The following is a 12,456-nucleotide window of genomic DNA, read 5'->3' on the forward strand; positions in this document are numbered from 1 at the left end:
TTTGCCAAGTCAACCGAAACAGTCGTAAGCTGCATGAGGACGCTCCCTTCCGCTAAGTGTGGGTAACACTTTAACTTTGGCACATAGATGCCGTTAGGAAGGGGGCGTCCATTCCATTACCACAAAAAGCCCGCTAACCACTGGAAACCGGTCAACCAAAAAATGCAGGCAAAAAAACGCCCCGAACCAGTCGGGGCGTTTTGCTACCTATTGATCAAACCACGATCAATGGTGATGACCGCCTTCACCGTGGACGTGGCCGTGGGCCACTTCTTCCTGGGAAGCGTCGCGGATGTCAACGATCTTCACTTGGAAGTTCAGGCGCTGGCCAGCCAGGGGATGGTTGCCGTCGACGGTAACGTCGTCGCCGTCCAGGTCACGGATAGTGACGATCTGCATTTGGCCGTCCGGCGCCGAAGCGTGGAACTGCATGCCCACTTCCAACTCATCAACACCTTCGAACATGCTGCGGTTCAGGGTGCTGACCAGTTCGGCGGAATATTCGCCGTAGGCATCTTCAGGTTCCACGGCAACGGTCAGCTCATCACCAACTACTTTGCCTTCCAGGGCCTTTTCCAGGCCAGGAATGATGTTGCCTGCGCCATGCAGGTAGACCAGCGGCGCGCCGCCGGCTGAGCTGTCGATGACCTCACCAGCGTCGTTGGTGAGGGTATAGTCGATGGAGACAGCCTTGTTAGCGGCGATCGTCATGGGGCGAGACCTTTTGCATAAGAATGAAGAACGGACAAGTCTAAACAAGGATTTGCCCGAAAGCGAACAGAACCCGGACGGACGGGGCCGATCAACGGCATCCTACATCGTCGCGTTCCATCAAGACGACAGCGCGCACTGGGTGGCCGAGCTGTCCTGCGGCCACACCCAGCACCTGCGCCACCAGCCGCCGTGGCAATCCCGCGCCTGGGTGCTGGACCCGCAGCAACGCAGTGAAAAAATAGGCCAGCGCTTTGCCTGCGGCTGGTGTGCGCAAGCCCACGAATAGCGATAACCTTGGCACCTGATTCCCGGCAGGCCCTCAGTCATAGAGCGCCACCGAAGCCATGCACCTCCAGAGAATTCGCATGCAGACTTTTTTTATCGCGCCCACCGATTTTGGTGTGGGTCTGACCTCCATCAGCCTCGGGCTGGTGCGCACCCTCGAACGAGCCGGGCTGAAAGTCGGCTTCTTCAAGCCAATTGCCCAGCCCCACCCCGGCGACACCGGCCCCGAACGCTCCACCGAACTGGTGGCGCGCACCCACGGCCTCAAGCCGCCACAGCCGTTGGGCCTGGCCCACGTAGAGCGGATGCTCGGCGACGGCCAGCTCGATGAGCTGCTGGAAGAAATCATCACGCTGTATCAGCAGGCCGCCGTGGGCAAGGATGTGCTCATCGTCGAGGGCATGGTGCCGACCCGTAGCGCCAGCTATGCCGCACGGGTCAACCTGCACCTGGCCAAGAGCCTCGATGCGGAAGTGATCCTGGTGTCCGCCCCGGAAAACGAAGTGCTCACCGAGCTGTCCGGCCGCGTGGAGTTGCAGGCGCAACTGTTCGGCGGGCCGAAAGACCCGAAAGTGCTGGGGGTGATCCTCAACAAAGTACGCACCGATGAAAGCATGGAGGCCTTCTCGGCACGCCTGAAGGAGCATTCGCCGTTGTTGCGCAGCGGTGATTTCCGTCTGCTGGGCTGCATTCCCTATCAGCCAGAACTTAACGCGCCACGCACCCGCGACGTCGCCGACCTGATGGGTGCGCAGATCCTCAACGCCGGCGATTACGAAACCCGGCGCATGACTCGCATCATCATCTGCGCCCGCACCATGCGTAACACCGTGGAACTGCTCAAGCCCGGCGTGTTGGTGGTGACCCCCGGCGACCGCGACGACATTATCCTGGCCGTCAGCCTGGCCGCCATCAATGGCGTACCCCTGGCCGGGTTGCTGCTGACCAGCGACACCCTGCCCGACCCGCGCATCATGGACCTGTGCCGCGGCGCCTTCCAGGCCGGGCTGCCGGTGCTGTCGGTGAGTACCGGCTCATACGAAACCGCCAACCTGCTCAACAACCTGAACAAGGAAATCCCCATCGATGACCGCGAGCGCGCCGAGATCATTACCGATTTCGTCGCCAGCCATCTCGATGCGCGTTGGCTGCACCAACGCTGCGGCACGCCGCGGGAGATGCGCCTGTCGCCGGCGGTGTTCCGCTACCAATTGATCCAGCGCGCCCAGGCCGCCAACAAGCGCATCGTTTTGCCCGAAGGCAGCGAACCGCTGACCGTACAGGCCGCCGCTATCTGCCAGGCCCGAGGCATTGCGCGCTGCGTGCTGTTGGCCAAACCGGCGGATGTGGAAGCCGTGGCCCGCGCCCAAGGCATCGAGCTGCCCGAAGGGCTGGAGATTCTCGACCCGGACCTGATCCGCGAGCGTTACGTCGAACCCATGGTGGCGCTGCGCAAGAGCAAGAGTCTCAATGCGCCGATGGCCGAGCAGCAATTGGAAGACACCGTGGTGATCGCCACCATGATGCTGGCCCTGGATGAAGTCGACGGGCTGGTGTCCGGCGTCATCCACTCCACCGCCAATACCATCCGCCCGGCCTTGCAACTGATTAAAACCGCACCAGGTTGCACGCTGGTGTCGTCGGTGTTCTTCATGCTGTTTCCCGAGCAGGTGTTGGTGTACGGCGACTGTGTGATGAACCCGCACCCGAGCGCCGCCGAACTGGCGGAAATCGCCCTGCAGAGCGCCGACTCGGCGCAGGCGTTCGGCATCACGCCACGGGTGGCGATGATCAGTTACTCCAGCGGCGATTCGGCCAGCGGCGAAGAAGTCGAGAAAGTCCGCGAAGCCACGCTGCTCGCCCACGAGCAACAGAGTTCACTGCTGATCGACGGCCCGCTGCAATACGACGCCGCCGCCAATGAAACCGTGGCCCGCCAACTGGCACCTAACAGCCCGGTCGCTGGCAAGGCTACGGTGTTTGTATTCCCGGACCTGAACACCGGCAACACCACCCACAAAGCGGTGCAGCGCAGCGCCGACTGCGTAAGCCTGGGGCCGATGCTTCAGGGCCTGCGCAAACCGGTCAACGACCTGCCGCGCGGCGCCCAGGTCGACGACATCGTGTACACCATCGCGCTGACCGCGATCCAAGCCGCCAATCGACCTATGGATATCTAAATGCTGGATTTTCTACCTGCCGCCGTACGCGGGGTGATCGCCTCGCTGTTGCTGGCGCTGAACACCATCCTGTTGTGTTCGTTCCTGTTTGTCGTGGCGCTGTTCAAGGCCCTGCCCTTCGCCAAGGGGTTCAGCGAATGGCTGATGAACCACACCCATGAGGCCTGGGTGACCAACAACAAGGGTTGGATGAACCTGGTTCAGCGCACGCGCTGGCATGTGAAGGGCCTTGAAGGCCTGGATTATCAGCATTCCTATCTGGTGACCAGCAACCACCAGAGCTGGGTCGACATCATGGTGCTGCAATACGTGCTCAATCGTCGGATTCGCCCACTGAAGTTCTTCCTCAAACAGGAACTGATTTGGGTGCCGGTGATTGGACTGGCGTGGTGGGCCCTGGGCTTTCCATTCATGAAGCGTTACACCAAGGCCTACCTGGAAAAACACCCGGAGAAGAAAGGCAAGGATCTGGAAACCACTCGCAAGACCTGTGCGAAATTTCGCGACAACCCGGTGGGCATCTTCAACTTCGCCGAAGGCACGCGGTTTACGCCGGCCAAACACGCACAGCAGAACTCGCCGTTTCGCTACCTGCTCAAACCCAAGGCCGGCGGTATCGCGTTTGTACTGGATGCCATGGGCGAGCAATTGAAGTCACTGGTGAACGTGACCATCCACTACCCCGCCGGGCGCCCTGGGTACTGGGACTTGCTATGCGGGAAGGTGAAGGACGTGGTGGTGCAGTTTGACGAGGTGCAGATCCCTGTCGAGTTTATCGGCAGGAATTATGAGCAGGATGGAGAGTATCGGCTGGCGTTCCAGGGGTGGATCAATCAGCTGTGGGAAGAGAAGGATGGGTTACTGGACAAGCTACATAAAGACTTCCCAGACAAACGATAATCAAAAGGTGGGAGAGGGCTTGCCCTCGATAGCAGTGTGTCAGTCAGTACATCTGTCACTGTTACATCGCTATCGGGGGCAAGCCCCCTCCCACATTTGATCGCGCGAAGCTTAGATCGCGCCGCGCTGGCGCAACAGCTCCAGCACTTGCTTGACGCTCTCTTCCAGCGATAGGGCCTGGGTGTCGATTACCAGATCGGCGTTCAACGGCACGTCGTACGGGAAGGATTCGCCCGGGATGTTATCCCCACCGGCGGCGTACAGACCTTGCGGGTCACGCTCGGCGCACACCAGCGGCGATGCTTGCACGTAGACCGTCAACAGGCGATCGCTGCCAATCAGCGCCTTGGCCTGCTCGCGACCTTCGGCATCCGGTGCGACGAACGCGGCCAGGGTCAACAGCCCGGCTTCGTTGAACTGACGCGCAACGTGAGCCGCGCGCCGCCAGTTTTCAGTACGCCCGGCGCGATCCTGCGGTAGCCCTTTGTTGAGGTCGTGACGCAGGTTTTGGCCATCCAGCACGAATACCGCGCGGCCCATATCGAACAGCTTGCGCTCGACCGCATAGGCCAGGGTGCTCTTACCGGCGCCCGACAAACCGCTGAACAACACGGTAGCCGGTTGCTGGCCGAAGCGTATGGCGCGCTCTTCGGTGGCCACATGGGCCAACTTGCCGTGGTGCGACGCACTGCCATGGCTGACCGGCGGCGCGATGATCATGCCGGCCGCCACGGTGCCATTGGTCAGGCGATCGATGACGATAAAGGCGCCAGTGGTGCGGTTGCTGTCGTAACCGTCCAGCGCGATGGCGGCGTCGAGGCTCACCTTGACCCGGCCGATCTCATTCAACTGCAACGAACTCGCCGGGCCTTCGGCCAGGGTGTTCACGTCCACGCGGTGCACGATGCTGGTAATGGAACCGGGCACATAGCTGGTGGCGCGCTTGATGTCGTATTTCTTACCCGGCAGCATCGGCTCTTCGGCCATCCACACCAGCATGGCGTCGAACGCGTCGGCCACTTGCGGCACGTTATCGGCATGCACCAGCAGGTCGCCACGGGAGATATCGATTTCGTCTTCCATGGTCAGGGTCACAGCCTGGCCTGGGCCGGCGTGTTCCAGCTCACCCTCGAAGGTGACGATGGATTTGACGCGACTGCTCTTGCCCGACGGCAGCACCACGACTTCGTCGCCCTTGTGCACGATGCCGCTGGCCAGGGTGCCGGCAAACCCACGGAAGTTCAGGTTCGGACGGTTGACGTACTGCACCGGGAAACGCAGATCGGTGTAGTTGCGGTCGTTGGCGATCTCGACGGTTTCGAGGATCTCCATCAACGACTGGCCGGTGTACCAAGGCGAACGCTCGCTCTTGTTGACCACGTTGTCGCCCTTGAGCGCCGACATCGGCACGAACGCCATGGTGCTCGGCTTGAACGCGATGCCTTCGGCGAACTTCAGGTAATCGGCCTTGATCGCCTCGAACACGCTTTGGTCGAAGCCGTTGATGTCCATCTTGTTGACGGCAATCACGATGTGCTTGATGCCCAGCAACGAGGCGATATAGCTGTGGCGACGGGTCTGGGTCTGCACACCGTAGCGTGCGTCGATCAGGATGATCGCCAGGTCACAGGTGGACGCACCTGTGGCCATGTTGCGGGTGTACTGCTCATGGCCGGGTGTGTCGGCGATGATGAATTTGCGCTTGGCGGTGGAGAAGTAGCGATAGGCCACATCAATGGTGATGCCCTGCTCACGCTCGGCCTGCAAGCCGTCGACCAGCAAGGCCAGGTCGATGTCGTCACCGGTGGTGCCGGACTTCTTCGAATCGCGGGTAATAGCTTCCAGGTGATCTTCGTAGATCATCTTGGAGTCGTGCAGCAGGCGCCCGATCAGGGTGCTCTTGCCGTCGTCGACGTTGCCACAGGTCAGGAAGCGCAACATTTCCTTGCGCTCGTGCTGGCCCAGGTAGGCGAGGATGTCCTCGCTGATCAAATCAGATGCGTGCGACATGACAACCCCTTAGAAATAACCCTGACGTTTTTTATCTTCCATAGAGCCGGCGCCATCATGGTCGATGACCCGGCCCTGGCGCTCGGAAGTTCGCGTCAGGAGCATTTCCTGAATGATGTCCGTCAGCGTCTCGGCTTCAGACTCCACCGCGCCCGTCAACGGGTAGCAGCCAAGGGTACGGAAACGTACTTTCTTTTTGACGATGCGGGCTTTGTCTTCGTCGGACAAATGTTCGAGGATGCGGTCGTCGTCAATCATGATCAACGTGCCGTTCTTCTCGATCACTTCACGTTCAGCAGCGAAGTACAGCGGCACGATCGGGATACCTTCCAGGTAGATGTACTGCCAGATGTCCAGCTCGGTCCAGTTGGACAGCGGGAACACGCGGATCGACTCGCCCTTGTTGACGTTGCCGTTGTAGACGTTCCACAGCTCCGGACGCTGGTTCTTCGGGTCCCAGCGGTGTTTGCTGTCGCGGAACGAGTACACACGCTCTTTGGCGCGGGATTTCTCTTCATCGCGACGGGCGCCGCCGAATGCTGCGTCGAAACCATGCTTGTCCAGAGCCTGCTTGAGGCCCTCGGTCTTCATGATGTCGGTGTGCTTGGCGCTGCCGTGGGTGAATGGGTTGATGCCCTGCGCCACACCGTCCGGGTTGACGTGGGTGATCAGGTCCAGGCCCAGTTCTTCGACCATCTTGTCGCGGAACTTGTACATCTCCTGGAATTTCCAGCGGGTGTCGACGTGCATCACCGGGAAGGGCAGCTTGCCCGGAAAAAACGCCTTGCGTGCCAGGTGCAGCATCACGGCAGAGTCTTTACCGATCGAGTAGAGCATCACCGGGTTGTCGAACTCGGCGGCGACCTCGCGGATGATGTGGATGCTTTCCGCCTCCAGCTGTTTCAGATGCGTCAGTTTGTCGACCATGGTTACTCACGGAAAAACGATCTTATGGACGGCCAGCGGGCCGTGTTCGAGCGAGGCATGCTAGCACAGCAACTTCTTCTATTTAGGGCGCCAGCTAGACCGAAACGATATATGAATATGCCGTCAGGTTTGTGTGAAAGCAGGCATCCCCTCCCCCATCCGGGTCAGCGTTGTGGTTCAGATCGGGTTGGGGCAATCGATGAATAGATGTTCCAGGGCAAAGCGCCGCGCCAGGTAATCGCCCAGCGCCTGCACACCGTAGCGCTCGGTGGCGTGATGGCCGGCGGCGATGAAACTGATGTCGTTTTCGCGGGCGCTGTGGAAGGTCTGCTCGGAGGCTTCGCCACTGAGAAACAGGTCGACACCGGCGGCAATCGCCTGGTCGATATAGCCCTGGCCGCCACCAGTGCACCAGCCGACGCGCCGGATCATCTCGCTGCCTTCGATCAGCAAAGGCTCGCGGCCCATGACGTCCTGCACGCGGCGAGCGAAATCGCGGGGGGATAGCGGCTCGGCGAGGGAGCCCACCAGGCCGACGACCTTGAGGTTGTCCGGGTCCAGCGGGCCTTCGACGGTGATATCCAACTGGCGCGCCAGCTGCACGTTATTGCCGACGTCGGGGTGCAGGTCCAGCGGCAGGTGGTAGGCCAGCAGGCTGATGTCGTGCTTGAGCAGGGTTTTCAGGCGACGCTGCTTCATGCCGGTGATGCACGGGTTTTCGCCTTTCCAGAAATAACCGTGGTGCACCAGTACCAGGTCGGCCTGGGCTTCGACGGCGGCGTCCAGCAGCGCCTGGCTGGCGGTCACGCCGCTGACGATGCGCATCACCTGCGGACGACCCTCGACCTGTAGGCCATTGGGGCAGTAATCGGCAATTTTTGCACTGCCGAGGTAGCGGTCCGCTTCCTCGACGAGGGTGGTAAGAGGGACGGCCATGAAAGTCTCCTAAATATCCCGTTCAGAGGCGCGCTCAGCCTCGTATAATGCGCGACATTATGGGCGCTCCCCCGCCCCCTGCAACCTGTCAGGACTTACTTGATGCTCAAGGCGCTGCGTTTTTTTGGATGGCCATTGCTGGCCGGCGTGCTGATCGCGATGCTGATCATTCAGCGTTTCCCCCAGTGGGTGGGCTTACCCAGCCTTGATGTGAACCTGCAACAGGCCCCCCAGACCACCACGGTGGTGCAAGGCCCGGTAACCTACGCCGACGCAGTGGTGATCGCCGCCCCGGCGGTGGTCAACCTGTACACCACCAAAGTCATCAACAAACCGGCGCATCCGCTGTTTGAAGACCCGCAATTCCGCCGCTATTTCGGTGACAACGGGCCCAAGCAGCGGCGCATGGAGTCCAGCCTGGGTTCCGGGGTGATCATGAGCCCTGAGGGCTACATCCTCACCAACAACCATGTGACCAGTGGCGCCGATCAGATTGTGGTGGCCCTGCGTGACGGCCGCGAAACCCTGGCCCGAGTGGTGGGCAGTGACCCGGAAACGGACCTGGCGGTGCTGAAGATCGACTTGAAGAACCTGCCGTCGATCACCCTCGGTCGTTCCGATGGCTTGCGCGTGGGTGATGTCGCACTGGCCATCGGCAACCCGTTCGGGGTTGGCCAGACGGTGACCATGGGCATCATCAGTGCCACCGGGCGTAACCAGTTAGGTCTTAACAGCTACGAAGACTTTATCCAGACCGATGCCGCGATCAACCCGGGCAACTCAGGCGGCGCCCTGGTGGATGCCAATGGCAACCTGACCGGCATCAACACGGCGATTTTCTCCAAGTCCGGCGGTTCGCAAGGCATCGGATTTGCGATCCCGGTGAAACTGGCGATGGAAGTGATGAAGTCGATCATCGAGCACGGCCAAGTAATTCGCGGCTGGCTGGGCATCGAAGTGCAGCCGTTGACCAAAGAGCTGGCCGAATCGTTCGGCCTGACTGGGCGCCCAGGCATCGTGGTGGCGGGGATTTTCCGCGATGGCCCGGCGCAGAAGGCCGGCCTGCAATTGGGTGACGTGATTCTGAGCATCAACGGCGAACCGGCCGGCGACGGACGCAAGTCGATGAACCAAGTGGCGCGAATCAAACCGACGGATAAAGTCGCAATTCAGGTCATGCGCAATGGCAAAGAGATCAAGTTGTCAGCCGAGATCGGCCTGCGCCCACCGCCAGCCCCGGTAAAAGAAGAGGAATAACCGGCCGCACCCAAGTGCCCGTTCGCGGGCACCAGCCAGCTGACTTCTCATAGCGATTCATTCTCATTGGTCATGTTATATTGTTTCAATTAAATCATTGGAACGCTCTCTCATGCCGTCTCGAAAAATCGCTCCCATGGCCGGTCTGGCCCTGGGACTGCTGCTGGACCCTGCCTTCGCCGAAGACAACCGCCTGGAACTGGAAGCTATCAGCGTCACGACCGACGCTTATGAATCCGCCACCGGCCCGGTCACGGGCTACCGCGCCACCCGATCCGCCAGCGCGACCAAAACCGACACGGCTCTGCGTGACATCCCACAGTCCATCAGCGTGATTCCCGCCACGGTGCTCAAAGACCTGGGCAGTACCAACGTGGAACGCGCGCTGGAATTCGCCGGCGGGGTGTCCAAGCAAAACAACTTCGGCGGCCTGACCCTGTACGAATACAGCGTGCGCGGTTTCACCACTTCGGAGTTCTACCAGGATGGCTTCAGCGCCAACCGTGGCTACCCGAGCACGCCGGACACCGCCAATATCGAACGCATTGAGGTGCTCAAGGGCCCTGCCGCCAGCCTCTACGGGCGCGGCGATCCCGGCGGCACGGTGAATATCGTCACCAAAAAACCTCAACCCGAGGCCTTCACCACCCTGCAAGCCAGCGCAGGCAGTTGGGATCGTTATCGCACCGCACTGGACGTCAACACCCCACTGGACAGCGAAGGCAGCGTGCTGTCGAGGGTCAACCTGGCGGTGGAAGACAACCACAGTTTCCGCGATCACGTCGGCAGCAAGCGGGTGTTTGTCGCGCCGTCGTTCAGCTGGCAATTGGACCCGGATACCACGCTGCTGGTGGAAAGTGAATTCGTGCGCCACAGCTCTACCTTCGACCGCGGCATCGTCGACGCTCCCGGCGTATCGCGCCGCACGTTCCTCGGCGAACCCAACGACGGCGATATCGACAACCACAACAACCGCCTGCAAGCGACCCTCGAACATCACCTGAACGACGCCTGGAAACTGCGCCTGGCCAGCCACTACAAACAAGGCAGCCTATGGGGCGATGCTTCGGAAAACCGGGCGCTGAATGCCGACGGTCATACCCTCAATCGCCGTTACCGCGAACGCTCCATGGGCTGGCATGACAGCATCACCCAGCTGGAACTGCGTGGCCTGTTCGACATCGGCAGTTGGCAGCACGAATTGCTGGTGGGCACCGAATACGAGGACTACCGCAAGAACGAACGCGTGACTGCGATCGCTGGCAGCTACCCCATCGACCTCTACAACCCGGTCTACGGCCAACCCAAACCCAATGGCGCTCGCTCCGGCACTGACTTCTTCGAGCAGACTAAAAGCCACGCGTTGAACCTGCAGGACCAGATCATCTTCACCGAGCGCCTGCGCGGCATGATTGGCGCGCGCTTCGAGCACTTCGAACAAACCCTCGACGACTTCACTCGTAACGCCCCAACCAGCCGCCAAACCCACGACGCCCTCACCCAGCGCGCCGGGCTGCTTTACCAGCTCACGCCCGAATTCGGCGTGTTCGCCAACGCTTCAACCTCGTTCAAGCCCAATAGCGGCCTGGACGCCACGGGCAAAACCTTCAAGCCTGAAGAAGGCGTAGGTTATGAAGTGGGGATCAAGACCGAACTGTTCGACGACCGCCTCAGCGCCACCCTGGCCGCGTTCCATATCGAAAAGGAAAACGTGCTGGCCCTGGACCCGGCCACCAACACCAACCGCGCCATGGGCAAGGCTCGCAGCCAGGGTTTCGACCTGCAGCTGAGCGGGCAAGTGACCGACGCGGTGCGCGTGATCGGCGCCTTGGCCTATATCGACGCCGAAGTGACCAAGGGTGACAAAACCATTCCCACGGGCAGCCGCATTCTCGGCGTGGCCAAGCGCAGCGGCAGTCTATTGGGGGTGTATGAATTCCAGGATGGCGCCTTGCGCGGCTCGGATGTGGGCGCAGCGTTCACTTATGTGGGAGATCGCTCGGGTGAGGCCGGCGGTAGCTTTGAACTGCCCGCCTACCACACCGTCGATTTGCTGGCCCATTACAAGGCCACGCAAAACGTGACGGTGGGCCTGAACCTCAACAACCTGTTCGATGAAAAGTACTACGAGCGCTCCTACAGCAATTACTGGGTCAACCCCGGCGAACCGCGCAACCTCACGGTCAGCCTGACCCTCAATCTGTAACGCGCCTACAGTTGCTGCGGCGCGCGCTCGCACAGGGTATTGAGCGCCGCCGCCCACTGCGGGTCATCGTTCAGGCACGGCACCAATATCAGGTCCTCGCCCCCGGCCTCGCGGAATTGCTCGCGGCCGCGGTCGCCGATCTCTTCCAAGGTCTCGATGCAATCGGCAACGAACGCCGGGCACATTACCAGCAGCTTTTTCACACCTTGCTGGGCCAGCGCCTCAAGGCGGGCCTCGGTGTAGGGTTCGATCCATTTCGCGCGACCCAGCCGCGACTGGAACGCCACCGACCACTTGCTCTCGGGCAAGCCCAGCCGCGCCGCGAAATCACGGGCGACACTGAAGCACTGTGCGCGATAGCAGGTGGCGAGCACCTCAGGCGAGGCATTCTTGCAGCAGTCGGCATCATTGAAGCAATGCTGGCCGGTGGGGTCGAGCTTGGTCAGGTGCCGCTCGGGCAAGCCGTGGAAACTCAGCAGCAGGTGATCGTAATCCTGTTCCACATAGCGGCGCGCGCTCGCCGCCAATGCGTCGATGTACTCCGGCTGATCGTAGAACGGCTGCAGGATCGAAAACTGCACATCCAGTTTCTTATCACGCACCACGCGCTGCGCCTCTTCGATCACCGTGGTCACGGTGCTGTCGGCAAACTGCGGGTACAACGGCGCCAGCGTGACTTTGCGGATGCCCTGGGCGGCCAGGCGCGTCAGGGTGGTTTCCAGGGAGGGCTCGCCGTAACGCATCGCCAACTCCACCGGGCCTTGGGTCCACTGCGCGGTCATTTGCGCTTGCAGGCGACGGCTGAGCACCACCAACGGCGAGCCCTCGTCCCACCAGATCGATGCATAGGCATGGGCCGACTGCTCTGGGCGCTTGATCAGGATCAGCGACACCAGCAGGCGTCGCACCGGCCATGGCAAGTCGATCACATAAGGGTCCATCAAAAACTGATTGAGGTAGCTGCGCACATCGGCCACCGAAGTGGACGCCGGTGAACCCAGGTTGACCAGTAACAACGCGTGATCCGTCATGCAACATCCT

10 protein-coding genes are annotated in these 12,456 nt (G+C 61.0%); 5 read left to right on the top strand and 5 right to left on the bottom strand.

Going from position 1 to position 12,456, the window contains the following annotated elements; all coding sequences use genetic code 11:
- Positions 1–225: 225 nt before the first annotated feature.
- A complete protein-coding gene (locus tag FIV35_RS25030) occupies positions 226–711 on the bottom strand; it encodes an FKBP-type peptidyl-prolyl cis-trans isomerase (protein WP_034136813.1) in 486 nt (161 codons plus the stop codon).
- Between FIV35_RS25030 and FIV35_RS25035 the strand changes: the two genes are divergently transcribed.
- The 3 genes from FIV35_RS25035 (at position 710) to FIV35_RS25045 (ending at position 4,079) form a co-directional block, all read left to right on the top strand.
- On the top strand, positions 710–1,000 hold the full coding sequence (locus FIV35_RS25035; RefSeq protein WP_099313219.1) for a DUF3565 domain-containing protein: 291 nt from the start codon (positions 710–712) through the stop codon (positions 998–1,000). The two genes, FIV35_RS25030 and FIV35_RS25035, sit on opposite strands and share 2 nt — an antisense overlap.
- Positions 1,001–1,079: 79 nt before the next feature.
- Positions 1,080–3,179, top strand: a complete 2,100-nt coding sequence (pta, locus tag FIV35_RS25040) for a phosphate acetyltransferase (RefSeq protein ID WP_034095809.1) — start codon at positions 1,080–1,082, stop codon at positions 3,177–3,179.
- On the top strand, positions 3,180–4,079 hold the full coding sequence (locus FIV35_RS25045) for a 1-acylglycerol-3-phosphate O-acyltransferase, YihG family (protein WP_034136812.1): 900 nt from the start codon (positions 3,180–3,182) through the stop codon (positions 4,077–4,079).
- A gap of 111 nt (positions 4,080–4,190) precedes the next feature.
- Here FIV35_RS25045 and cysN read toward each other — a convergent pair whose 3' ends face one another.
- The 3 genes from cysN to FIV35_RS25065 all read right to left on the bottom strand — a co-directional run bounded on the left by cysN (position 4,191) and on the right by FIV35_RS25065 (position 7,952).
- The gene (gene cysN, locus FIV35_RS25050) at positions 4,191–6,089 is read right to left on the bottom strand and encodes a sulfate adenylyltransferase subunit CysN (protein ID WP_034095807.1); all 1,899 of its coding nucleotides are present in this window, start codon (positions 6,087–6,089) and stop codon (positions 4,191–4,193) included.
- A 9-nt stretch (positions 6,090–6,098) separates the two neighbouring features.
- Positions 6,099–7,016 carry a sulfate adenylyltransferase subunit CysD gene (gene cysD / locus FIV35_RS25055; RefSeq protein WP_005784641.1) on the bottom strand — a complete coding sequence of 306 codons (918 nt, stop codon included), beginning with the start codon at positions 7,014–7,016 and terminating at the stop codon, positions 6,099–6,101.
- A 177-nt stretch (positions 7,017–7,193) separates the two neighbouring features.
- Positions 7,194–7,952, bottom strand: coding sequence for a Nif3-like dinuclear metal center hexameric protein (locus FIV35_RS25065; RefSeq protein ID WP_034095806.1), 759 nt, complete (start codon positions 7,950–7,952; stop codon positions 7,194–7,196).
- Positions 7,953–8,054: 102 nt separating this feature from the next.
- Between FIV35_RS25065 and algW the strand changes: the two genes are divergently transcribed.
- Both algW and FIV35_RS25075 read left to right on the top strand, forming a co-directional pair.
- On the top strand, positions 8,055–9,209 hold the full coding sequence (algW, locus tag FIV35_RS25070; RefSeq protein ID WP_034095805.1) for a Do family serine endopeptidase AlgW: 1,155 nt from the start codon (positions 8,055–8,057) through the stop codon (positions 9,207–9,209).
- A 112-nt stretch (positions 9,210–9,321) separates the two neighbouring features.
- The gene (locus FIV35_RS25075) at positions 9,322–11,415 is read left to right on the top strand and encodes a TonB-dependent siderophore receptor (protein WP_034136811.1); all 2,094 of its coding nucleotides are present in this window, start codon (positions 9,322–9,324) and stop codon (positions 11,413–11,415) included.
- Between the two features lie 5 nt (positions 11,416–11,420).
- Here the strand turns inward: FIV35_RS25075 and hemH are convergent, their stop codons facing one another.
- Complete coding sequence (gene hemH / locus FIV35_RS25080; RefSeq protein ID WP_034136810.1) at positions 11,421–12,446, bottom strand: ferrochelatase; 1,026 nt, start codon at positions 12,444–12,446, stop codon at positions 11,421–11,423.
- Between the last annotated feature and the right edge of the window lie 10 nt (positions 12,447–12,456).

The sequence above is a fragment of the Pseudomonas rhodesiae genome, from assembly GCF_007858255.1.
GTDB classification, from domain to species: domain Bacteria; phylum Pseudomonadota; class Gammaproteobacteria; order Pseudomonadales; family Pseudomonadaceae; genus Aquipseudomonas; species Aquipseudomonas rhodesiae.

Bases quoted from the DNA above. Each gene is read 5' to 3' on its own strand.
- FIV35_RS25030 (WP_034136813.1), bottom strand. From the start codon at position 711: ATGACGATCGCCGCTAACAAGGCTGTCTCCATCGACTATACCCTCACC.
- cysN (WP_034095807.1), bottom strand. From the start codon at position 6,089: ATGTCGCACGCATCTGATTTGATCAGCGAGGACATCCTCGCCTACCTG.
- FIV35_RS25035 (WP_099313219.1), top strand. From the start codon at position 710: ATGGGGCGAGACCTTTTGCATAAGAATGAAGAACGGACAAGTCTAAAC.
- cysD (WP_005784641.1), bottom strand. From the start codon at position 7,016: ATGGTCGACAAACTGACGCATCTGAAACAGCTGGAGGCGGAAAGCATC.
- FIV35_RS25045 (WP_034136812.1), top strand. From the start codon at position 3,180: ATGCTGGATTTTCTACCTGCCGCCGTACGCGGGGTGATCGCCTCGCTG.
- FIV35_RS25075 (WP_034136811.1), top strand. From the start codon at position 9,322: ATGCCGTCTCGAAAAATCGCTCCCATGGCCGGTCTGGCCCTGGGACTG.
- FIV35_RS25065 (WP_034095806.1), bottom strand. From the start codon at position 7,952: ATGGCCGTCCCTCTTACCACCCTCGTCGAGGAAGCGGACCGCTACCTC.
- hemH (WP_034136810.1), bottom strand. From the start codon at position 12,446: ATGACGGATCACGCGTTGTTACTGGTCAACCTGGGTTCACCGGCGTCC.
- algW (WP_034095805.1), top strand. From the start codon at position 8,055: ATGCTCAAGGCGCTGCGTTTTTTTGGATGGCCATTGCTGGCCGGCGTG.
- pta (WP_034095809.1), top strand. From the start codon at position 1,080: ATGCAGACTTTTTTTATCGCGCCCACCGATTTTGGTGTGGGTCTGACC.